Annotated in this window: 17 protein-coding genes and 1 other RNA gene; 13 read left to right on the top strand and 5 right to left on the bottom strand. The window is 41.0% G+C overall.

The annotated features are described in order from the left end of the window. Window positions 1-200: 200 nt before the first annotated feature. Both ABUE20_RS01315 and ABUE20_RS01310 read right to left on the bottom strand, forming a co-directional pair. Window positions 201-1,094 (bottom strand): LysR family transcriptional regulator, encoded by an 894-nt coding sequence (locus tag ABUE20_RS01315; RefSeq protein WP_408618227.1) that lies wholly within the window; start codon window positions 1,092-1,094, stop codon window positions 201-203. A gap of 2 nt (window positions 1,095-1,096) precedes the next feature. Then, complete coding sequence (locus ABUE20_RS01310; protein WP_408618226.1) at window positions 1,097-1,834, bottom strand: YciK family oxidoreductase; 738 nt, start codon at window positions 1,832-1,834, stop codon at window positions 1,097-1,099. 177 nt (window positions 1,835-2,011) lie between these two features. Here ABUE20_RS01310 and sohB point away from each other — a divergent pair, with 177 nt between their 5' ends. Further along, window positions 2,012-3,034: a protease SohB gene (gene sohB, locus ABUE20_RS01305; protein ID WP_408617990.1), complete on the top strand. Its 1,023-nt coding sequence runs from the start codon at window positions 2,012-2,014 to the stop codon at window positions 3,032-3,034. A 58-nt stretch (window positions 3,035-3,092) separates the two neighbouring features. Here sohB and astB read toward each other — a convergent pair whose 3' ends face one another. After that, entirely contained in the window at window positions 3,093-4,433 is a 1,341-nt protein-coding gene (gene astB / locus ABUE20_RS01300; RefSeq protein ID WP_408617989.1) for an N-succinylarginine dihydrolase, read from the bottom strand. Window positions 4,434-4,698: 265 nt separating this feature from the next. On the opposite strand from astB, the gene topA reads away from it, so the two are divergent. The 4 genes from topA (at window position 4,699) to ffs (ending at window position 11,635) form a co-directional block, all read left to right on the top strand. Then, on the top strand, window positions 4,699-7,329 hold the full coding sequence (gene topA / locus ABUE20_RS01295; RefSeq protein WP_408617988.1) for a type I DNA topoisomerase: 2,631 nt from the start codon (window positions 4,699-4,701) through the stop codon (window positions 7,327-7,329). A gap of 253 nt (window positions 7,330-7,582) precedes the next feature. Then, entirely contained in the window at window positions 7,583-9,619 is a 2,037-nt protein-coding gene (locus tag ABUE20_RS01290; RefSeq protein ID WP_408617987.1) for a hypothetical protein, read from the top strand. Window positions 9,620-10,277: 658 nt separating this feature from the next. Continuing rightward, window positions 10,278-11,240, top strand: a complete 963-nt coding sequence (gene pfkA, locus ABUE20_RS01285; RefSeq protein ID WP_408617986.1) for a 6-phosphofructokinase — start codon at window positions 10,278-10,280, stop codon at window positions 11,238-11,240. Window positions 11,241-11,538: 298 nt separating this feature from the next. Further along, window positions 11,539-11,635, top strand: an RNA gene (gene ffs / locus ABUE20_RS01280) — signal recognition particle sRNA small type. Window positions 11,636-11,823: 188 nt separating this feature from the next. Here the strand turns inward: ffs and ABUE20_RS01275 are convergent. Further along, window positions 11,824-12,507 (bottom strand): FadR/GntR family transcriptional regulator, encoded by a 684-nt coding sequence (locus tag ABUE20_RS01275; RefSeq protein WP_408617985.1) that lies wholly within the window; start codon window positions 12,505-12,507, stop codon window positions 11,824-11,826. Window positions 12,508-12,986: 479 nt separating this feature from the next. Between ABUE20_RS01275 and ABUE20_RS01270 the strand changes: the two genes are divergently transcribed. From ABUE20_RS01270 to ABUE20_RS01255, 4 genes are read left to right on the top strand one after another with little or no spacing between them, the layout of a single operon-like run. Next, window positions 12,987-14,129: a mandelate racemase/muconate lactonizing enzyme family protein gene (locus tag ABUE20_RS01270; protein ID WP_408617984.1), complete on the top strand. Its 1,143-nt coding sequence runs from the start codon at window positions 12,987-12,989 to the stop codon at window positions 14,127-14,129. 24 nt (window positions 14,130-14,153) lie between these two features. Beyond that, window positions 14,154-15,212, top strand: coding sequence for a tripartite tricarboxylate transporter substrate-binding protein (locus ABUE20_RS01265; RefSeq protein WP_408617983.1), 1,059 nt, complete (start codon window positions 14,154-14,156; stop codon window positions 15,210-15,212). A gap of 5 nt (window positions 15,213-15,217) precedes the next feature. Further along, complete coding sequence (locus ABUE20_RS01260) at window positions 15,218-15,685, top strand: tripartite tricarboxylate transporter TctB family protein (RefSeq protein ID WP_408617982.1); 468 nt, start codon at window positions 15,218-15,220, stop codon at window positions 15,683-15,685. Window positions 15,686-15,697: 12 nt separating this feature from the next. Next, window positions 15,698-17,194: a tripartite tricarboxylate transporter permease gene (locus ABUE20_RS01255; protein WP_408617981.1), complete on the top strand. Its 1,497-nt coding sequence runs from the start codon at window positions 15,698-15,700 to the stop codon at window positions 17,192-17,194. 181 nt (window positions 17,195-17,375) lie between these two features. Here the strand turns inward: ABUE20_RS01255 and ABUE20_RS01250 are convergent, their stop codons facing one another. Then, window positions 17,376-19,301 carry an oxidoreductase gene (locus ABUE20_RS01250; RefSeq protein ID WP_408617980.1) on the bottom strand — a complete coding sequence of 642 codons (1,926 nt, stop codon included), beginning with the start codon at window positions 19,299-19,301 and terminating at the stop codon, window positions 17,376-17,378. Between the two features lie 482 nt (window positions 19,302-19,783). On the opposite strand from ABUE20_RS01250, the gene ABUE20_RS01245 reads away from it, so the two are divergent. The 4 genes from ABUE20_RS01245 to ABUE20_RS01230 all read left to right on the top strand — a co-directional run bounded on the left by ABUE20_RS01245 (window position 19,784) and on the right by ABUE20_RS01230 (window position 22,874). Further along, window positions 19,784-20,536 carry an SDR family NAD(P)-dependent oxidoreductase gene (locus ABUE20_RS01245; protein WP_408617979.1) on the top strand — a complete coding sequence of 251 codons (753 nt, stop codon included), beginning with the start codon at window positions 19,784-19,786 and terminating at the stop codon, window positions 20,534-20,536. 335 nt (window positions 20,537-20,871) lie between these two features. Next, entirely contained in the window at window positions 20,872-21,726 is an 855-nt protein-coding gene (locus tag ABUE20_RS01240; protein WP_408618225.1) for an AraC family transcriptional regulator, read from the top strand. A 78-nt stretch (window positions 21,727-21,804) separates the two neighbouring features. Next, window positions 21,805-22,560 (top strand): AzlC family ABC transporter permease, encoded by a 756-nt coding sequence (locus ABUE20_RS01235; protein ID WP_408617978.1) that lies wholly within the window; start codon window positions 21,805-21,807, stop codon window positions 22,558-22,560. Continuing rightward, complete coding sequence (locus tag ABUE20_RS01230; RefSeq protein WP_408617977.1) at window positions 22,557-22,874, top strand: AzlD domain-containing protein; 318 nt, start codon at window positions 22,557-22,559, stop codon at window positions 22,872-22,874. Before ABUE20_RS01235 ends, ABUE20_RS01230 begins: the two co-directional genes overlap by 4 nt. The last annotated feature ends 11 nt before the right edge of the window (window positions 22,875-22,885 follow it).

Below are 22,885 nucleotides of genomic sequence, written 5' to 3'. Positions count from 1 at the left end.
CCTGCATATATATAGCCAATGACCGACATCACTTTACTGGCAATCGCTTTTTTCTAGCCAATTTTAGCATTTTCGGCAAACAAGATGTATTGATAATTATAAATGATAATAATTCCGTTTTCTCATTTGTTTGATCAAAACCAGTTTTAGATGGATTAGATATAACTTATTGAGTATGAGTCTGGCTAAAAGTGTCTGACTTATAGTGTATGGATGCCGAATTGCTGCAGAATTAATTGCTCCAGACAGGCTGCAGCAGGTCCTTGATGTTGAGCATTAGGGACCACAAGGTAGGTTGTTATCTGGCGCGTAGCACCGCCTTTGACTTTAAGATTGATTAGAATACCTTCATTTAACTGGTTTTTAATTAAATGTTCAGGGATCCAGGCAAAACCTAAATTTTGTTCTAAGAGTTTTATGGCTTCATGGAACGAAGAAACGGTCCAACGTTGTTCGGCGCGTAGCCAGCCGTGATTAGCATTGGGCTGTTTACCATTATCTCGAATGACTAGTTGTAAATGCTGGATGAGATCGTCGAAGGTAATATTCATTTGTCTGGCGAGCGCATGCTCCCGATGCGCGACTAATAACATTTTTATTTGACTCAGTGGTTTTCCCAAAATTCCTTGAGGTAGGTCTGCCGTGATCACTAAATCAGCATTTTCTTCGATAATAGCTTCTTGGGTTGCGGATAAAACAGTATCGATCAATGTGACTCGGGTTCCTCTGCTTTGGGGAAGAAATTGTTTCAACGCTTGGTAAATGAGTACTTTTGACTGAATGTGCTCAATGGCTATGGTTAGTGTGGGTTCCCATCCTTGTTCGAGAGAATCGGCTAAAAGTTCAAGGTCTTCCACCTGTTGGGTTAGCAGCTGACTGCGACGAAGCATGACTTCACCAATTTTTGTCAGCACGGCTTTACGACCTTTAACTTCAAGCAATGGGACACCCAACTGCATTTGTAGTTTTGTGACGGCATGATTTAAAGATGACTGACTTTTATTCAGTGCATGGGCGGCTTGTGCATAGCCTCCGAATTTTACGACTGCTTGAAAAATGCGCCATTGTTCAATAGTCGTTCGGGCTCGATAAATACTCATCGAATTTGCGCATCCAGACTCATCCCTGTAACTGATTGACTCTCATCGGCCATTAAAAATAAATAAGTGGGCATAATTTCAAGTGGTGTTTTCAGCGTGTGAGGATCTTCTTCCGGCTTGGCCTGGGCTCGCATGTGGGTTCGGGTTGCTCCGGGATTAATGCAGTTGACGCGTAGCGATGTTGTTTTCATTTCATCCGCTAAGGTTTGCATTAAACCTTCGGTTGCAAATTTAGAAATGGCGTAACTTCCCCAGGTCGCTCTACCATAACGGCCTACACCGGATGAAGTCAGAATAAGTGAACTGGATGCTGAGGCTAGTAATAAAGGTAAAAGAACCTGGATCATTAATAGCTGTGAACGAACATTGATCTGCATGACCTGATCAAAATCATCGATAGCAATTTCTGCAATAGGAGCGAGTTCACCTAATATTCCGGCGTTGAGTAATGCTCCATCGAGACGATGCCATTGGGTTTCAATTTGTGCGGCCAGTTGTTTAAAATCAGTGGCGTTCGCGTTGGCTAAATCTAAAACTATCGAAAGTGTTTTAACATGAAAAGGAGCAATTGCTTGTGTCGTTTGTTCGAGTTTTTGTCGGTTTCTGCCGATTAAAATAATGTCAGCACCTCGTTTGGCGTATTCAATTGCTGCACAGCGCCCGATTCCATCGCTGGCCCCACTGACTAAGATAACTTTGCCCAGCAGAGCATCAGGTTTTGCATTAAAAGACAGATGAGTATTGGATTGAATTGCCGACATAAAAACTCCATACATCAAAAAACTCATGGTTATTTATACCGTAATTTCATGCTTTTGACGAGGCCTTCGAGCTATCTGAGTCGACGGGAAGATAGGAAAAACTTATGATAAAGGGTGAGCCACGTAACATTACTCGAGCGGAGAGATATTTTGGACTTTTTATATCATTTGGGATTATTTTTGGCGGAAGCCATTATTATTGTGATTGCTGTGGGCGCTATCATCCTGATGGTGGTTGCGGCCAGTCTTAAAAAGAGACATAAAAGTTCGGGACTTAGTGTCGAAAATTTATCTGAGCATTTCCAGCAGATGAATGATCGACTGAAAGCTGAATTGCTCTCTAAGCCTGAATCTAAGGCTTTTTATAAAGCTCAGAAAGCTGAGTTAAAAAAACAGAAAAAACATCCGGCAGAACCGAAATCAAAATTATTTGTCATTGATTTTAAAGGTAGTATTGATGCAAAAGAGGTTCGATCTTTACGTCAGGAAGTTACATCGGTTTTAGCGGTGGCCTCTCCTTCGGATGAAGTTTTGATCCGACTGGAAAGTGGGGGAGGGATGGTGCATGGTTATGGCTTGGCGGCTTCTCAGCTAGCCCGGATCCGGCAGGCTGAAATTCCGTTGACGGTTGCTGTTGATAAAGTTGCGGCGAGTGGTGGATATATGATGGCATGTATAGCCAATAAGATTATCTCCGCTCCTTTTGCGATCGTCGGTTCGATTGGTGTGGTGGCACAATTACCGAATTTTCATAAGCTTTTGAAAAAAAATGATATTGATTATGAGCAAATTACTGCCGGTAAATACAAACGGACATTAACTGTTTTTGGTGAAAATACCGAAGAAGGTCGGGAGAAATTCCGGGAAGAGCTGGAAGATACCCATCACTTATTCAAAGATTTTGTGAGTCATTATCGTCCACAGATTGATATTGAAAATGTTGCGACGGGAGAACATTGGTTTGGTACGCAGGCTCAGGATAAAGGGTTAGTTGATGCTATTTCAACCAGTGATGATTACTTGATGCAACGCTATAAATCATGTGATGTGATTCAGATTCGTTATGAAACCAAGAAAAAGTTAACTGAAAAACTGGGTCATTCGGTATCTGTAGGAATCGAGCAGGCTATTGCTAAATTAATTCAGAAAGGGAACTGGAGCTGGTTGAGATAGTCATAAAAACCGGGTACAGAATGAGTTTTGTACCCGGTCTTAGAATGCGGAGGAAGTTTTAGACCCTCTGGAATGGATAAATTGATCCTAATTTCAAAATTTGAGTCAACTCATCTAATGCGGTATAGGATTCAGTGACCAATTTGGGATCTCGTAAATCATCAAAGCTGAGTTGTTCCCGATAATGTTTATCAACCCAATGGGTTAGCGTCTGATATAATTTTTCAGTGAGCAGCGTGTTGGGATTTACAGCTGATAATTCCATGTCACTTAGCGCGACGCGGAGTCGCAGACAGGCTGGGCCTCCGCCGTTTTTCATACTCTGTTTGACGTCAAAATAATGGATTTGTTTAATCGGCGTATTTTGTTCAACCAGATGCTTCAGATAGTCTGCTACAGCGGGGATTTCTTGGCAATTTGTGGGTGCAATAATGGCCATGTCACCCGAAGGGAGCGTCACGATTTGGGTATTAAACAAATAACTCTGGACGGCATCGGATAGGCTAACTTCTTGTTCTTTGACTTCAATGAAGTGTAATTCCATATCTGGTAAACGAGCACGGATCGCATCCATAGTAGCCTGCGGATTCAAAAAGGCTTGTTGGTGATAAAACAAGACGTTTTGATTTCCGACTGCAATCACGTCATTGTGAAAAACACCCTGATCAATGACATCCGGGTTTTGCTGAATAAATAGTGCAGTATCGTCGTCAAGCCCGTGCAAGCGAGCAATAGCTTGAGAGGCTTCTAAGGTCTGCCGAGCAGGGAACTGTCGAGGGTATGGTAGCTTTGGGTTATAGCTGCTTCGGCCAAAGACAAATAACTCCAACCCGGCATTACCATATTGTTGACAAAGTCGAGTATGATTAGCGGCACCTTCATCACCAAAATCTGGATGAGATGGCAAGTAGTGATGGTGACAAAAATATTTGTTATCACTAAAAACAGCCTGCAAAATACGGCCTGTGACTTCAGGTTCGATGGAGCGATGAAATTTGTCGATGAGGTTGGCGGGGGTGAAATGAACCCGACCATCTTGAGTATCGGCACTGGGCGAAACTGTGGCTGCGTTTGCTGTCCACATGCTAGACGCAGAATAGCAGGCGAGTAGCGCATTAGGTGCTTTGAGCGCAGCTTGTTCTAGTACTCTTGCATCACTACCGCTGAAGCCGAGCTGCCTTAAAATGGCTAAATCAGGGCGTTGTTGGGGCGCCAAAACGCCTTGGATCAATCCCAAATCGGTTAACGATTTCATCTTGGCTAAACCTTGTTTAGCCGCTTCTTTGGGGTTTGATATATTTTGAGCATTGGATAGCGATGCAACATTACCGAAAGATAAACCCGCATAATTGTGGGTCGGTCCGACTAGACCATCAAAGTTTACTTCATAATGTTTCATAGCTATCCTCAGCACATAAATAATGAATCATTTCAAATTTAGATATGAAAGTCGCCGAAATTATGGCAAATAGAGTTAGGTTTATCTATGGTTTTGTGATGATTTTCGACGAATCAGTCAGAATATAAGTTGGATGATATATCACCAAACGCTGTTTAATTTGCAAATTTTTATTGACCTTGCGAACATGAGCCGCAAGATAAATAGCAGTTTTCCTTTTTAGAGTGGCCTGCCCGGTATGTGTAGGCTAATGGTATTTGAGAGCATGAGTAAATCACTGGTTATTGTGGAATCGCCAGCCAAAGCGAAAACCATCAATAAATATCTTGGCAATCAGTATGTTGTAAAATCGAGTGTAGGTCACGTACGAGACTTACCCACAAGTGGTTCGACAGGTGCCAAGAAAAAAACTGAACCCCTGGCAACCAAAGGTTTATCTGTTGAAGCGAAAGCGCAGTTAAAGAAGCAGCGTGAACAGCAGTCTTTGGTGACCCGGATGGGTGTTGATCCACTTCATGACTGGAAGGCCAACTATCAAATTGTTCCGGGCAAAGAAAAGGTCGTCAATGAGCTAAAACAATTAGCGGCTAAAGCTGATACGATTTATCTGGCGACGGACTTGGACCGCGAGGGGGAGGCCATTGCCTGGCACCTGCGGGAAATTATCGGTGGTGATGACAGCCGTTTTAAACGTGTTGTGTTTAATGAAATTACAAAAACAGCGATTCAGCAGGCTTTTGCTAACCCAGGCGAATTGAATACTGATCGTGTGAATGCCCAACAAGCCCGGCGTTTTTTGGACCGTGTTGTGGGATATATGGTGTCACCCCTGTTATGGAAAAAGATTGCCCGAGGGTTATCTGCAGGTCGAGTACAGTCAGTTGCAGTTCGGCTGGTTGTTGAACGAGAACGAGAAATTAAAGCCTTTGTTCCTGAAGAATACTGGAACATATTTGCGGATCTATCGACGGCTCAGCAAGCACAGTTACGGATGCAACTGAGTAAATATCAGGGAAAAACCTTTAGCGCGCATAGTAAAGAACAAGCTGATATTGCGGTTGCTGTACTAAAAGCAGCTTCTTATCAGGTCGTAAATCGCGAAGATAAACCTACTCAAACCAAGCCTCGAGCGCCATTTATTACCTCCACATTGCAACAGGCCGCTAGTGTGCGTTTGGGGTATGGTGTGCGACGGACAATGATGCTGGCTCAGCGTCTTTACGAAGCGGGTTACATTACGTATATGCGTACCGATTCGACTAATTTGAGTCAGGATGCTTTAAATGCGGTACGTGAATTTATCGGTAGTCGCTATGGGGAGCGTTATTTACCCAACAAGCCCGTGCACTATTCTAGTCAGGAAGGGGCGCAAGAAGCCCATGAAGCGATTCGTCCAAGTGATGTAAACCTCGTTTCTGGTGACTTGCAGGGTATTGAAGCTGATGCGAAAAAACTCTATGAATTGATCTGGCGTCAGTTTGTCGCTTGTCAGATGACACCTGCCGAATATGATTCAACAACATTAACGGTGCAGGCAGGGGACTATGAACTGCGAGCTCGGGGACGCATTCTGAAATTTGATGGGTGGACTCGGGTACAACCTCAAGCCAGTTCTAAAAAAGAGGAAGATAACCAGCTCCCATCGGTTCAACGTGGTGACTTCTTGGAATTAGAGGCTATTGATCCTCAACAGTTATTTACCAAGCCCCCAGCTCGTTTTAATGAAGCTTCATTAGTTAAAGAATTAGAAAAACGAGGGATTGGTCGTCCTTCCACTTACGCATCAATCATCTCAACGATTCAGGATCGTGGCTATGTGCATGTTGAAAACAGACGCTTTTATGCGGAAAAAATGGGAGAAATTGTCACAGACCGTCTGTGTGAGAATTTTTCAAATTTATTGAGTTACGATTTTACGGCTAATATGGAAGCCGAGTTAGATGCAATCGCAGAAGGCGAACAAAACTGGAAACAAACACTGGATCAATTTTATGATGATTTCAGTCAGAAGTTGCGGATGGCGGAAGATGATACCCAAGGTATGCGGACCAATGTTCCGGTTCTGACCGATATCGATTGCCCTGAATGTGGTCGTAAAATGGGGATTCGAACTGCAAGCACCGGCGTTTTCCTAGGGTGCAGCGGTTATGCGTTACCACCGAAGGAACGTTGTAAATGTACCATTAACTTGATTCCTGGCGAAGAAGTGATTACCGCGGATGAAGAGGAGATGGAGACCGAAGCACTCCGAGCCAAAGAACGTTGTCCTAAATGCGGTACAGCCATGGACAGTTATTTGATTGATGAACATCGTAAGCTTCATGTGTGTGGTAATAACCCCGACTGTGACGGTTACTTGATCGAAAACGGGAATTTTAAAATTAAAGGGTATGATGGTCCGGTTGTTGAGTGCGATAAATGCGGCCATGACATGCAATTGCGTACGGGGCGTTTTGGTAAATATATGGCTTGTACCAACGCCGATTGTAAGAATACCCGGAAAATACTCAAAAATGGTGAAGTGGCACCACCCCGGGAAGATCCGGTTCCGTTACCGGAGCTACCTTGCGCCAACAGTGATGCTTATTTTGTCCTCCGAGATGGAGCATCTGGACTCTTTTTGGCCGCGAATACATTTCCTCAATCACGTGAGACCAGAGCACCTCAAGTGGCAGAATTGCAGCGATTTGCAGATAAAATATCGCCTAAGTTTAAATACTTAACAGAGGCTCCAGCTCAGGATCCTGATGGTAATCCAGCTATTGTGCGTTATAGCCGTAAAAATAAAGAACAATATGTCATGACTGAGATCGATAAAAAGGCCACAGGCTGGAGCGCCCATTATGTGGGAGGAAAGTGGCAAGTGAGTGACAAACGTAAAAAAAGTAGTAAATAGTTTTTTAAACTTAAAAAGTTAAAGATAAAAATCCAATATCACCAGCGGGTATTGGATTTTTTATTTCATTGTTTTTGGAATGGATGATCCAAATAATCTAGCGTTTGGGTTCATAATCATTACCAGATGAGACCTATCGCTAAAATCGCCAAAATATTAGTATGTTAGGCGTAGAAAGCTTGCACAATAGCTATTTATAGGTCTTAATATAGTACATGGATTATCAGGAAATGCTCGACATAAGGATGATTAGATGAGCTCAGATAACCTCCCTATTGAACATCTTTATTTCACTGAAACGAATCTGGAACAGATCCTCGAAAACCTCGATGTGGTTCGTCAGCAGATATATCCTCGGTTACCTACTGAGGAAGCCTTAGAAAAAGAGCAAAATTTCCCATCCGTCTGTTTGATCGGGTTGGGGCGATGTGGTTCTAATATTGCTCTGGATGTGGCCACGCTGGTTTTTAATGCCCGAACTAGTTATATCCATGAAATGGAGTACCAGGAAAAAGTTGCCCAAGAACGGGAATTTGAACCGGTGCGTTGGATCCGTAAGCATCTTCCCATTGAAGACAAAAATCGGACAAAACCTGTCTTTTTGATAGAGCCGATTGTGATGCTGGGAGATTTAGATAAAGATATTGAAGGTCGGATCCGCTTTTCAAATCAGCAAGGGCGAGCTCGTTTTTTGAATGAGTATCGCAAGTTGCAGATTATGGATTTGTCAGAAGTTCATGCCGGTGGTGCCGGTAATGCCCCTATTTTAGGGCAGTATCTGGCCAAAATTATCTTAAATAAAGATACCGCTAGCTTTCAAAATGACAGTTGGCGACGGATGCATTCCTATTTAGTGGATTCTTGTGGCATTAAGGCTAACCAGTCTCGATTATATTTTTATATTTTCAGTGCTGGGGGGGGAACTGGATCGGGGATGGCCTCTGAATTCGGTTTAGCGCAGCAATTTTCATATCTGAGCAAAACGTTTGATTATCGCTCCGTTCAGGAACAGTCGTCAGATAAACGACATAGTTTTGTATTTGAACCTATTTTTACTTCTGGGATTTGTATTTTACCGAATATATCTGGGCATAATTTAGATATTTCTGAGGCGTTACACATTAATGCGGGGCGTTTGTTAACGAAATACATCTCAGAAGAGTGGAATTTTTCATACAACGAAGAGCGTGAGGATGATGAGATCCCTGCGGATGTGATGAAACGGATCCGTCCTTGGAATGCCATGATGTTGATATCGAATGATATTATGCGTTATGCCGAAGAGGAAAAAGGGACTGAGTCGGTTGATATTGATGTCAACACGATGGAGAAATATGCCAATCAGTATATTTCGCAGCAAATCTTTAATATTTTGACGGCTCAGGCAGTGACTTCCGATTATGACGAAGATTATTTCCGTCGAGCTGGTATTGATATTGCTGAAACCATTCGCTTAGACGCCAACGATTTATTCATGAGTTTGGCAGGGCCAGTTGCTGTAGCCTATGCCGAAAGTGTAGTGAGTGATTCAACACAGACTGAACATGTTGATATTGATGATTTATTCTGTCGTTCGATTGATTTACCTCACTTTAACAGTGAAACCTCAGCCATTGAGGGAATTAGTATTTTGCCGATAGAATCGGATCGTTATCGGGATGCGATTCGTGAATTTCGGGAAAAACAATTTGATGCTGATTATCTCAATCAACTGCATTTCTTCAAAAATTGTTCTTCAATTGTTTCGATTATCTCATTACCACGGGATTATAAACTGTCGTTTACTGCCTTAAATCAGTTAAAAGTGCATTTGAATCGGTTATGTCCAAATACAACATTGAAACGCTACGCCTTAGTGATTGGGGCTTCCGCTAACTTGTCTCTGACAACATTGATCGCTAAAAGTCCATGTTTAAGCGATGATTTTTTGACTTTGATGGTCGCTTACATGAAACGTTGCTTTGCGAAAGATGAATATCGCTATAGTGATGATATCGATAAGGCTGTGATCGATATGATTCGATCTAATGATTTTGATGATAGCCATGTTGAGAAATTTTTTAACACTTACGAAAACCCAGCCAAAATCTTAGATACTAACTGGTATGCCATTAAACCTATGTATGAGAAAAAATATCGCGAGTTGATAGAAGAGCAAGAACGCTTTGTTTCTATTAATGATATTCGTTTAGACATTACTAACGTTAAAAATGCGATTAAGTACCTTAGAGAGATTTATCGACATCGGATTAGTAAAACAAATATTTTGTCATTGAATGATGAAATGTGAATCGTGTGTTAAAATAAATAATAAAAAGGGTGATTAATTTCACCCTTTTTATTTAGGAAGAACAATAGATAAGGACATCAATGAGCTAGAGCTGTTGCTCTTCCATGGTTGATTTTGATTCAACTAAAGCGCTTTTTGAACAAGGTGCGTTCACTGGCTGGATGGGCTGAATGAGTTAAGTGCATAGGGAACAATCCAGTTCGGAAAGTTGTATTGAAACTTTAAGACAATTTGAGCTTGCGTGATTTGGGGGCAGATTGTGTTCAGGAGAAAGAGTGGGGTAGGTACAACGGTTGACTTATCTCAATCGGGTTCAAACTGCTGTAAAAATAACCATGAAAGATCGATAACTATTAGATTTTTATTTTATGATTTGGAGAAATTTGATCCAGTTTCGGATGAGATGCAAATTGTCGAGCAAAAATGATCGGAGCAATGTAATATTCTTACCATATTGTAAATATAGTTGTTTCTAGTCATGACAGTTCATCTGTTTCTATGGCAATATAGCACCATATTAATTGTGGGGTTAATAGGGTTTTGTTATCTATTTTCAGTAATGAAATGATTAAAGTTTAAGCTTACAAAATTTCGCGATAGGTAACAGGTGTAGTATTTTTTCAAAATTTCCAAATTGACTGATATTGAGAGGAAACCAATGGTCAAAAAAATTGGAGTGCTAACCAGTGGTGGAGATGCGCCGGGAATGAACGCTGCGATTCGAGCAGTGGTCCGTACCGCATTATCTTATGATATAGAAATTTATGGTGTCTACGATGGATACTTGGGATTGCATCAGGATCGTATTCAGAAACTGGAACGGCAAAGTGTTTCTGATGTTATTAACCGGGGTGGAACTTTTTTAGGGTCGGCTCGTTTCCCAGAATTTAAAGAAGAGCATGTTCGGGCTGAAGCTGTTGAAAACATGAAAAAACATGGGATCGATGCTTTGGTCGTTATCGGTGGTGATGGTTCTTATATGGGGGCTAAAAAACTGACCGAAATGGGATTCCCATGTATTGGTATCCCTGGAACAATTGATAATGATATTGCCGGTACTGATTATACAATTGGTTTTGATACTGCATTAAATACCGTTATTGATGCGATTGACCGTATTCGTGATACTTCCTCATCACATAATCGAATTTCTGTTATCGAAATTATGGGACGTCACTGCGGTGATTTGGCGTTGCAAGCAGCCATCGCTGGCGGTGCTGAATATTTGATCATCCCTGAACTGGGATTTAATCGTGATGACTTGCTTAAAAGTTTGAACGAAGGTCGTTTGAAAGGTAAAAAACACGCTATTATTGCTATTACTGAACATATCACTAATGTCAATGAATTAGCAGCGGGTATCGAAATGGCGACTGGCCGAGAAACGCGTGCAACGATTCTGGGGCATATTCAACGTGGTGGGGCTCCATCGGCTCGAGATCGTGTTTTAGCTAGTGCAATGGGCGGGTATGCCGTCGAATTGTTGTTAGAAGGTCTAGGCGGACGTTGTATCGGTATTTTAGAGAACAAACTTGTTCATCACGATATTATTGAATGTATCGAGACAATGCGTAGACCATTTGCTCAGAGTTTATATAACTTACAGCAAAAATTATTCTAAAAATAAAATAATAAACTTGATGGTGCTTGGTCTCCATCAGGCAGGTATGGTACTTAAGAAATAAGTAGCGTATACAATCGAAAATCCGATGTTTCATCATCGGATTTTTATATTTAGGCCGATAAATAAAAAGAATAAATAATAAAAGTCAGGCTGATAGATATAAAGACGGATAAAATTGAATAAAAAGAAAGCGATTAAAGCAATTCTTAGCATTCATCACTTGCAATATATCTCATGATTGCTAAGATCCATCGCACTGAATTGTTCATGCAGTTCAGTTCTTCTATGGTGGTTCTGTGGGTTCCCCCGCATCGATACTCTGTGAACTCGGTCAGGTCCGGAAGGAAGCAGCCGCAGCAGATGACTCGAGTGCCGGGGTGTGGCTTGCAGAACCGCCACCCACTGTTGCTAAACCCATATGCTGAACTAAACTTGGTTTTAGTTGACCTCTATACTGGGAGGTTCTTAGCGGCCGTTGGATCTTGGCTGATTTATCCTCATAAAACTAATTGTCCACGTCCCCATTAATGAGACAGCTCTAAAGTAGAGTTTTCTACACTAGCGCATCTTCACTGTCCAATTAACTTTTCAGTCTTGCCGTGAGCCGCTCTCGGCTACTGGATAGGTGTAAACGCATGGCCGCTCTAGCTGCATCAGGATCGCCTTGTTCGATGGCATGGCAGATTTGTTCATGTTCTTTTAAGGCTTGAATTTTAAGCTTAATAGGCGTGATCTGCTTTTGGGGGACTAAGCAGGTATCAATATATTTTAGTAGCCCAAGAAAGTGAGGATTCTTAGAGGCCGTTGCAATGGCATAGTGAAAGTTCAGATCGGGCTGAAGGGGGGGGATGTCCTCATTGATCAAGTTTTCCATTTCACGAATAGCTGCATTGATTCGCTCTAGATCTTTAATGGTTCGGTTTTTAGCTGCCATAAGTGCCGTTTCTGCTTCGATTGCAATGCGTAGATCTAAAATGTAGCCAAGTTCATCGGCGGCGGATGCACCCGAGTGGCTTAGCTGGAACATGTCTCTGGTTGGTTTTTGTAGTACGAAGGCTCCTTTGCCTTGACGTGTCTCGATTAAATGATTGGCTCGTAAATTTGCAATGGCTTCTCGTATAACGGTTCGGCTGACGCCAAATTTTTCTATTAACTCATATTCGGTAGGGATCCGATCTCCTGCTTGATAGATTCCATTCTCAATGTCGTTCGTAATCTCCTGGACCACTTGGATTGATAAGCGGCCATTTCTTGATGCTGTCATGCATATCTCTGATTCAATTTATTGGGAATATTTATAATACAAGTTTAATTTATAGTCAATTACTCAATCTGGATCAAATTGTGATGCTCATCATAAATATTGATAAATGATCTAAAAATAGATGTAAATATGGCTTTTATGCGATTTATACAGCATTTATTTGAGTTTTCGACTGTTAAATTATTTTAAGTGTTCAGTCATTATTTGTATTACAACTTGGCGAGTAATCTTTTTCCATACGATCGATCACGCTTAAACAAGCATTAAACGATGGTCTGAAAAATGAATAAACATATCAATGGGATATCGGATAAAAAGTAGTCGGTCTCTATATGGTTATTTGTTCCCGGTAGCTTCAGGTCAATTGAAGTGTTTAGAGCGCAGGATGCCGAGTTGTCGAACACAAAATTTTTATGAGTGATTTGTAATTAAAAATATTTAAATGAAAAAATTAATAACGATAACCGATGAGGATGATGATGTTTCGCTTTGATTTCAATGAAAAATTGAGCTTTCGTAAAGCAATTTATTATGAATTTGATCCTATTCCACTACCTCGTGTGTTTCAGGATGGAACAGGAGGGCTTGGCCAATTTGCTCCAGAAACAGGGTGTATAGAACTTTATGATTCAGAAGGTTTTGTTGCGCACTATTTGGCTATTGATAAAACATTTATTAATACGGTCTTGCCATTAATTCTGACGGGAGAGACTCGAACCTTTAATGAATGGCGTGAATTTTTATATTGGAAGGTTCGTAATAGCGGTTTCCAAAGTGAAAAAGCGGTTTGTTTAGGGAAAGTGGATACGTTAATGCTGGATTTATTAGCGCAGCGTAAAAATATGCCACTACACCGTTTTTTAGGTGCGACTAAAGATTGGGCTAGTGCCTATAAAGGCGGGGGATCTTTGTTATTAGAAGATTCAGAACTGATTGATGATATGCAGCGTTATGTCAGTGAAGGCTATCGGACCGTGAAGTTTAAAGTTGGCAGTGCTGATATTGAACGCGACATCCGCCGCATCGATAAGGTTCGTTCAGCCCTTGGTCCTGATGTAGAGATTGCAGTAGATGCCAACCAAAAATGGGATGTAGAAACTGCAGCTAAAGTTGCTGAGTTAACTGAACCGTATCATCTGGCCTGGTTGGAAGAGCCTATTCATGCCAATGATATGAATGGTATTCGTGAGTTAAAAGAAAGAGGTTTTAAAGTTCCTATCGCATTTGGCGAATCGATGCGTATTAACTATGAATTTGAAATATATGCTGAAAAAGGGGTCGATATTTTACAGCCATCGGTTGGTCGAATGACCCGAATGGATGATCTTATTGCTATTCGCGATTTGGCGCGTGAAAAAGGACTGCGTTTTATGTCCGGAGGCCGAGTTTATCTATGTGCACTATTTGGCACCTTATTTAATGAAAATGAGTTAGTTGAATTTCATGAGCCAATTAGCCAACCCATGAGTGACTATGCCTTAAATATTCCAGAGGAACGCCATGGGCGTTTTTACTTACCGACTGATATTCCTGGTAATGCTCAACGCTTAAATCTAGAAAAATTAGAAAAAGAAGGATTGCTGAAATCCAAACAATATTTTTATTCCAATAACAATAAATAGTACCTACTGTCACGAAGGATTTTAATGATGAAACCGATTAGAACATCTGTAGGGGTGACCCTGATATTAACGCTACTGACTACGATAGGATGTTTTGACCAAAAGTCAAATACAGCAGAACAGCCCAAAACTGAAAAAGGAGTAACTGTTCAGCCAGATAAGTCTTTAGCTTGGACTGACGATACTGTGACTTTATATGTTCCAGGAAAACCGGGAGGAAGTTCAGATTTAACAACTCGTTTCCTTGCAAATGGTTGGGCTGCAAAAACCGGTATTCGTTTTAGTGTTAAAAACTTTAATAGTACTGTCGCCAGTTTTACTCAGCTCTCTAATAGAAAGCCAAATGGAAATGAATTGAGCATAACTCACTCCGCTATTTTTACACAGTATGTGACAGGTGCTTCCAACATTGAACCCATAAATGATGTCACACTTATTGCGCATATGGGGAACAATGGATTACGGGCAATCGCTGTACGTAAAGATGCTCCTTATAATACTTTTGCCGAACTTATTGCCTACATGAAAAAACATCCTAATACAGTGAAAGCAGGGGTTTCTCCCAATGGGACTACCCAATTTTTATTGGGGACGCTGGAGCATAATCTGGGAGTTAAATTTAAATATGTTGAAGCATCCCAAGAGACGGATCGATTAACTAGCCTTGCGGGTGGATTTATTGATTTGGGAACTGTTTCTTTATCAAATGGGAAGGAATATGACCAAGCTGGTAAATTAAAAATATTAGGGACAGTCGGTGCCAATGGTGCGGTGATTAGTGATTTTCTTAGCAATGCTCCAGATAACTATAAGACGTTACAAGAAATGGGATATCAGAATTGTTATGCCGTTACGAATTATTATGTGATTGGTCCTAAAAATATGGATCCGGCGTTAGTCAAAAAAATTAATGCTTCATTGAAAGACTTGGCGAATAAAAATAATCCTTACTTTATTGGGATGAAAGGAATGGGACAAGTCGCACAATGGTATTCAACTGAAGATTCAATGATTCATTATAAAGATGAATATCATGTCAAAGAAACGGTAGCAAAATCTTTAGGTATCTATAGAGAAGAGTAAATAGTATGTTACTGAAAAAAGACAGAATTATCGGCGTATTTTTTCTTGTTGTGGCAGCTATATTTTTAGTATTCGTCAAAGATATAAAAATACCCAGCAATTTAACTGAGCCAGGTCCAAGAATTATGCCCTATTTATCTATAGGCTTAATGATTATTTGTTCTTTGGGCGTGATTTGGGAATCATTTAAAAAGAAAGAACAGGCAGAAAAACCATTTTTATCAGCTGAGGGGTGGAAGCGCCTTATTATTATGCTGGGTGTGTTGGTTCTATATTCAATTGGGTTAATGTATTTTGGATTTTTAATCGCCACACCGTTCATGGCATATGTATTAATTCATATGTTGAGTGGCCGGCATAAGATTTCGATTTTAACGGGGAGCATTGCCGCAATTATTGTTACTGCAATGATCTATCTCTTATTTGCTATCGGTTTTAACGTAATGTTACCACCGGGTATGCTACTTGATTAATCCGGAGGCTTTATGGACGCTTATTTCTCAAGTTTACTGCTCTGTTTAGAGCCGTTTAATTTAATGCTAATTCTTATCACCGCTGTGGTTGGTTTAATCTTTGGGGCCATTCCTGGCCTCAGTGCGGCTATTGGGATTTCATTATTGTTGCCAATGACCATCGGGATGGATACCACTCAAGCATTTTGTATGTTGTTATCTATGTATATTAGTGGTGTGTCCGGTTCCTTTATTGGGGCCACTTTGATTGGCATTCCGGGAAGTTCATCATCAATTGCGACGACTTTTGATGCCTATCCCATGACTAAAAGTGGTCAAGCAACCCGAGCGCTTACAATCGGCATCTTGGCTTCATTCTTCGGGACGATTGCGTCTATTATCATCGCGACTCTATTAAGCCCAGTGATCGCTGATTTGGCCTTACAATTAGGGCCTTGGGAATATGCTAGCTTATGTTTCTGTGCGATTACGCTAGTTGCTGCTTTATCCGAAGGGAGTATGTTTAAGTGCTTATTAGCGACTGCTATAGGTTTAGCATTAGGGAGCATTGGCATGGATAAAGTCTCGGGGGTGGCTCGATATACGTTTGGTTTGCATGAATTAGACGGGGGAATTAGTGTTATTGCCATTACATTAGGGATTTTTGCATGTCGCCAAATTTCCATGAATTATGCTAAAGGCAATCAGGAGCTCCCGGAGGTAAAAGATTCAAATATTAAAGGGCTTGGAATTTCAATTGTTGATATTACCCGCCATATTGGAGCGATTATTCGTTCATTTTTCATTGGATTATGGGTCGGTTTTTTACCGGGGATGGGCTCTGGGGTATCTAATATGATTGCTTATGCCCATGTTAAATCAAGTGACAAACATCCTGAAAAATTTGGTAAAGGTTATCCGGCGGGTATTTGGGCATCAGAGGTATCGAATAATGCTTCTATTGGAGGGGCTATTATTCCTATGATTGCGTTGGGGATCCCGGGGGATAGTATTACCGCTATGTTATTGATTGGTCTAATGATCCATGGCCTGCAGCCCGGTCCATTGATGTTGACCTCTAATCCTGATATATCCTATTTAATTTTTGCAGGCGTTTTAGTGTGCTGTTTATTGGTGTTAGCCATGCAGCTATTAACTAAACGTTGGTTTCCGCTTATTTTAAAAATTCCATATCATTTCTTATACAGTACCATTTTGATTGTGGCTTTTATCGGTGCTTATGGCACAGCCAATAGTATGTTTAGTATTTACGTGATGCTCGGTTGCTGTTTGCTGGGTGTGATCATGGGAGCTGCAAAACTGCCCACAAGTCCATTTATTTTGGCGTTCATTTTGAGTAAAAGTTTAGAAGAGTATTTTAGAAAAGGTGTGAGTTATGCCGATGGTGATTATTCTCAATTTTTCACACGTCCTATTTCTCTTATTTTTATTTCGATTGCGGTGGTTAGTGTGATATGGCCAATCATTAAAAAGTTTCGAGCGCTTAAAAAGCAGCAAGTGATTGTTTAAAGTGGGTAAAAGCCATCAGTATTGCAGATGGCTTTTTACTGTCATCCCCAAACGCCCACCAGTGGCAGTGATAATTGTTTGGGAAGGGTTATAACGATGAAAATTATTTAATTTTTAGTCATCGGATGTTGATTCAAGGCAGTTTTCAATCATGCATAGAACATTGCCAAACATTAATGCATTAGGCATGAAGGCCTGCCATATAGCCTTCTTCAATGGCTTCCATTGCTTTTCTTACTTGTTGGGCATCCCCGATCGTGATCACGTTGCTTACATTATTTTTGAGTTCTTCAAGCGAAAAGCTTACCGGTTTAGAACCAATCGCCATAACCACGCTATCCACCTGTTGCAGCTCTTGCTGTTGACCTGGTTTCGTTTCGATGACTACCGAATTTGAGCGTATTTCTTTGACCGTAGTCTCTGTCATAATGGTCACATGGTGCTGTTGCAAATCTTGCATCAGATATTGTTTGGTTGAGGAGGGAGTCCCCAGAAAAATATCTGAATTCATTTCAATAATGGATACCTCATGTCCATGGTTGGCTAAGTGCGCGGCGGTTTCGGATCCAACGAGTCCCCCCCCAATGATAACGACTCGTTTTCCTGGTTGAGCACTCCCTTGTAAAATATCATTGGCTGTGACGACATGTTCAAGGGTGTTCCCCGGGATATTGGGAATAAATGGAAGGGCTCCTGTGGCAACAATGAGCGAATCTGGTTGAATGGCTTGGATCATCTCTAGAGAGAGTTCTGTATTGATGTGAACACGGACCCCTAAATTCTGCAATTTATGAGTTTGCCAGGTGGTAAATGCACCCAGCTCTTCTTTGGTTGGTGGAATTGAGGCAAGGATCCATTGACCACCTAATCGATCACTTTTTTCGTATAAATCAACGCGATGACCTCTTTGAGCGGCAACGATTGCGGCCTCCATTCCCGCGATCCCTCCGCCGATGATGACGACTTTTTTCTGATGTGTATCGTCTTCAATTTGCCTTTCTGACTCATGACCCGTTAATGGATTGACCAAACATTTAATCGGTAATTGTTGTGCATTTCGCTGAATACAACCTTGTAGGCAACCGATACACCGAATGATACTGTCAAAATCACCTGCTTTAGCCTTATTGGGTAAGTGCGGATCGGCTAAGGAAGCTCTTCCCATTGAGATAAGATCGGCCTGATTGGCTCGAAGGACAGCTTCAGCGATCAGCGGATCATTGATGCGACCAACCGCGATGACCGGAATTGATACGACTTTTTTAATTTCTTCACTAATGGCGGCACTCCAGGCATGGCCAACCGCGGTTGGAGGAATAATCTTATCGCTCGTTGCATAGACCCCATTAGAAGCATGAATGGCATTCACGCCGGCATCTTCTAGCAGCATAGATATCACTTTACTGTCTTCAGTGGTTAACCCACCTTCAACGAATTCGTTAACGGACATACGATAGATAATCGGGAATTCGTTGCCGACCTTAGCGCGGATGTTGGCAATAATTTCAAGGGCAAATCGTGCACGATTCAGAATAGTTCCGCCGTAGTTATCGGTTCGTTTATTTGAAAATGGTGACATGAATTGGTTGATCAGGTATCCGTGTGCGCCATGAATTTCAACCGCATCAAATCCTGCTGCTTGAACGCGTAATGCCGTATCCCCAAATTGTTCAACAAGTTCGTGGATCTCTGCAACCGTGAGTGCTCGAGGCATAGCGTTGACAACTGGATCCGGAATCGCGGAAGGGGCGACGGGTTGAACTCCGGTAATTTCAGCACAGGTTTCTCGTCCGGCATGATAAATTTGCGCGGCAATTTTAGCTCCATGCCGGTGAACTCGATCGGTTAGTTCTTTATGGCTTTTTATTTGTCCATCATGCCAAAGGCCTGGTAGTTTTACGAAACCACCCGATTCGGGATTAATTTTATAGTCTTCAACAATAATTAATCCCCAGCCACCTTTAGCTTTTTCTTCATGATAAGCCATAAATTGTTCGCTACAGGTACCATCTTCGTTGGCATAGTTCGACACCATTGGTGGAACGACAAAACGATTTTTTAATTCTAAATGGCCAATGGTTAAAGGTTCAAAAACATTTTTTAGCATATATGATTCTTATATCAGGATTAATAATGAAATGTATGATTGTTTAATAATTAAACATGAAATTATTTTATATTTCATCGCTATAATTAGCTATATTAAAAAAATGATATGAATATAATTATATCGTTACTTATTTGTTTTTAATATTTAACCTTTAATGAGTTATTTCAGTGAAATCATTATAAATCAATGTGTTAAATAATTTATGGGTGAATATTTAATTAACAAAATGGTACTTTTAATCTTTATTGTGGCATGGAATTCCGATCTGATTTTCCTAAAGGTAATCTATTAGAAATAGTTGAATGAAGTTTAGATGGGATCTTATTTTATAGCGGGGTTAATTTATTCTATATTCTGGAAAATAATTCCAGTCTGTATGGAAATAAAACATATTTATTTACGATTTTTCTTTGCTCATAGTCACTTCTAGTCATAATTTCTTATTAGAATTAATAAATTAAAATATAAAAGGACTAGGTATGAACAAAGTCGTTATGGTTACCGGTGGAACCCGCGGAATTGGTTTTGAAACAGCTAAGAAATATTTAAATCAAGGTTATCAAGTCGCTATTGCTAGCATTGATACTAAGGAAGTGATTGAACAGGCCATATCAGAACTTTCTGTATTAGGGGATGTTGCTTTCTTTGAATGCAATATTGCCGATGCTGAACAGTGTCGATTGGCTGTCAAGCAAACCGTTGAAAAATTTGGATCGATTGATGTTTTAGCGAATGTTGCTGGGGTTGTGGGGCAGAGGGTTCCTTTTATTGAAGCGGATTTAGCGGATATTTTGAATACGATCCAGATTAATCTGATGGGGACTATTCAGCTGTGCCAAGAAGTCGGTAAGATTATGGTGAATAATCGGTCGGGCGTTATCATCAATGTAGGCTCGATTTGTGGTGCGATAGCAAATACCGAAAGTATCGGTTATCACGCTAGTAAAGGTGGTGTTCGTATGGTGACTCAGGCGATGGCGCGGGAATTGTCACCTTATGGAGTTCGGGTATTGTCCGTTGCCCCGGGCTGGGTTAAGACCGCAATGATTGACAAACCCATAGAAGAAATCGGCAGTAAACTCCATATGAAAGGGCGGATTATTGAACCGAAAGAAATTGCGGATGCAATTTATTTATTATCGTTGCCTGAAGCAAGTGCTATTAATGGGTCAACAGTGATGGTGGATGATGGTTACTCCTCTTTTAAAGGTGTTGACGGTTATATTGCGTAATCACTTAACGATTCAGAAGAATCGTCCGCAGTATCACGATCGATAAGTCTCCCCATTTGAAATGATGCCAGTACTATCATACTGACATCATTTCTTGTTCATTTAGCATTCTCATCAAGAGAAATCTGCTAGTCCTTGTGCAACGAATTAAAAAGCTCAAAAGTTCCTGTTTATGACTTTATATTCTGGATCCTGATGAGGCTATTCGCTGTTGTCTAGATGCAGAAGATCGCAATTTTGTACAAACATTTCGAATTATGTATCGTTATAATCGGAGTGTAATCTTGCAAATGAGAAATGGTAGATGACAGATGGAAAACCAGAACACAACAAAAATGCGAGATAAAAAAGTAGCATGTCCAAAAGAGCAGGCCACCTATAGTATCGCTCAGGAATTGGGGGGGATTGAGGTGCTTAATGCCCAATACCATTATCAGAACTTTTCTCGGCATAGTCATGAAGGATATACCGTGGGGGTGATTGAGCAGGGCGCTCAAGAATTTTTTCGTACGGACGGTAATTATATTGCGCCCCAAGGGAGCATCATTTTAGTCAATGCGGATGAAGTTCATACTGGACATTCGGCATCTGAGGGAGGTTGGTCTTACCAAGCCATGTATCCTTTACCTCAGCAACTAGCTTTAATTACTGAAGAACTGGGCCATGGTCGTTTAGGCAGGGATCCGGGATTACCGTATTTTCCATCACCGGTTGTTTATGATCCTGAGTTGGCCGATCAGTTTCGTTTGGTTTTTAACATACTGAAACAATCGGATAATCGCTTACTCAGAGAAACGCTTTTGTATAGTGTTTTGACTCGATTACTGTGCCGGCACGGTAAGTTATCGGTTACTTCGACAACGGTTCCTAAAGCTCAGCAACAGTTAAAACTGGTGAAAGAATTTATCGATGATTTTCCAAGTGCAAACGTTTCTTTACAAGAATTGGCTAACTTGGCATCTATTAGCCCGTTTCATTTAGTTCGCGCTTTTCAGTCAGCATATGGGTTTCCTCCTCATGCGTATCAGATCCAGGCCCGATTACGGCTCGCTAAAAAATTGCTCAAGCAAGGACATAAAATATCAGATGTGGCCCAAGAAGCGGGTTTTCATGATCAGAGTCACTTTCATCGTCACTTTAAAAAAGCAATGGGAGTGACTCCCGGCCAGTATTTTAAACAGGTTAATTGAGCAGTTTTGTACAAGTATACTTGTTCCCTTCCTCTTACTGTAAGTTGAGTCTAATTCTATAAAATCGAGTAATGAGTAATGCAATCAACGGCTTTATCAAATGATTTTAATCAGCGCTATTTAAACAAAAATAAATTTAAGTTGTTTCTACAAGGAGCTTTAGCTGTTACACCTCTGAGTATTGCTGTTATTCCGTGGGGATTGCTAGCCGGTTCTTTTGCTGTAGGAATCGGCCTTGATCTATTTCAGAGTCAGGCGCTCTCAGCGATTGTTTTTGCCGGGTCAGCCCAGTTGATTGCGACCGGATTAATACATGCGGGGAGTGGATTAGTCACTATTTTATTGACGACGCTTTTTATTGCGTCCAGACATTTTTTATACGGGCTTGCGATGCGCCATAAAATCAGCCCATTATCATTGGGATGGCGGGTGAGCCTTGGCTTTTTACTGACGGATGAACTATTTGCTATATTAGGTCATCAATCAGTTAAAACATTTAATCGTTGGTATGCGCTTGGGGCAGGGCTTTCGTTCTATCTCTGTTGGAATCTAGCTACTTTTGTGGGGATTGTTGCGGGGAAATTTATTCCGAACCTAGATTCTCTGGGGCTCGATTTTGCAATTGCGGCCACATTTATTGCGATTGTTGTTCCAACGATAAAAAACAAAGCTATTTTGATGTCTGTTTTAGTGGCGTTGGTTTTATCCGTGGTATTGCAGGCATTTCATATTGACGGAGGGTTGATGATCGCGAGTTTGGTGGCGATGTTTGTGGGCTATGGCTGGGAGAAACTATTCAATAGAAAAACAGATAAAGTTGGAGAAAAAGCATGATTTGGTTCACTATTTGTCTGATGTCGGTGATCGTTTTTGTGAGTCGTTATCTGTTTTTAGCCCCTAAATTACCATTGAAACTCAACGCTGAGGCACAGAAAATACTGAGCTATTCCAGCCCGGCGGTCTTGACCGCTATCTGGGCTCCCATTGTGTTGTTACATGACGATAAATTGGATATAAGCATTAGCAATCCATATTTGATTGCAGCAGTTATCGCAGCATTAGTGGCTTGGAAAACAAGAAATGTTTTAATCACGGTGGTATTAGGCACAGTTATTTTTTTCAGTTTAATGGCCTTTTTTGGGGAATAAATGATTCGCTG

The sequence above is a fragment of the Celerinatantimonas marina genome (assembly GCF_046054165.1).
In the GTDB taxonomy this organism is placed as follows: Bacteria; Pseudomonadota; Gammaproteobacteria; order Enterobacterales; family Celerinatantimonadaceae; genus Celerinatantimonas.
Note: the sequence above shows the minus strand (reverse complement) of the source record. Positions and strands in the feature narration are given on the sequence as shown.

Bases quoted from the DNA above. Each gene is read 5' to 3' on its own strand.
- astB (WP_408617989.1), bottom strand. From the start codon at position 4,433: ATGAAACATTATGAAGTAAACTTTGATGGTCTAGTCGGACCGACCCAC.
- topA (WP_408617988.1), top strand. From the start codon at position 4,699: ATGAGTAAATCACTGGTTATTGTGGAATCGCCAGCCAAAGCGAAAACC.
- ABUE20_RS01290 (WP_408617987.1), top strand. From the start codon at position 7,583: ATGAGCTCAGATAACCTCCCTATTGAACATCTTTATTTCACTGAAACG.
- pfkA (WP_408617986.1), top strand. From the start codon at position 10,278: ATGGTCAAAAAAATTGGAGTGCTAACCAGTGGTGGAGATGCGCCGGGA.
- ABUE20_RS01275 (WP_408617985.1), bottom strand. From the start codon at position 12,507: ATGACAGCATCAAGAAATGGCCGCTTATCAATCCAAGTGGTCCAGGAG.
- ABUE20_RS01270 (WP_408617984.1), top strand. From the start codon at position 12,987: ATGTTTCGCTTTGATTTCAATGAAAAATTGAGCTTTCGTAAAGCAATT.
- ABUE20_RS01265 (WP_408617983.1), top strand. From the start codon at position 14,154: ATGATGAAACCGATTAGAACATCTGTAGGGGTGACCCTGATATTAACG.
- ABUE20_RS01260 (WP_408617982.1), top strand. From the start codon at position 15,218: ATGTTACTGAAAAAAGACAGAATTATCGGCGTATTTTTTCTTGTTGTG.
- ABUE20_RS01255 (WP_408617981.1), top strand. From the start codon at position 15,698: ATGGACGCTTATTTCTCAAGTTTACTGCTCTGTTTAGAGCCGTTTAAT.
- ABUE20_RS01250 (WP_408617980.1), bottom strand. From the start codon at position 19,301: ATGCTAAAAAATGTTTTTGAACCTTTAACCATTGGCCATTTAGAATTA.
- ABUE20_RS01245 (WP_408617979.1), top strand. From the start codon at position 19,784: ATGAACAAAGTCGTTATGGTTACCGGTGGAACCCGCGGAATTGGTTTT.
- ABUE20_RS01240 (WP_408618225.1), top strand. From the start codon at position 20,872: ATGCGAGATAAAAAAGTAGCATGTCCAAAAGAGCAGGCCACCTATAGT.
- ABUE20_RS01235 (WP_408617978.1), top strand. From the start codon at position 21,805: ATGCAATCAACGGCTTTATCAAATGATTTTAATCAGCGCTATTTAAAC.
- ABUE20_RS01230 (WP_408617977.1), top strand. From the start codon at position 22,557: ATGATTTGGTTCACTATTTGTCTGATGTCGGTGATCGTTTTTGTGAGT.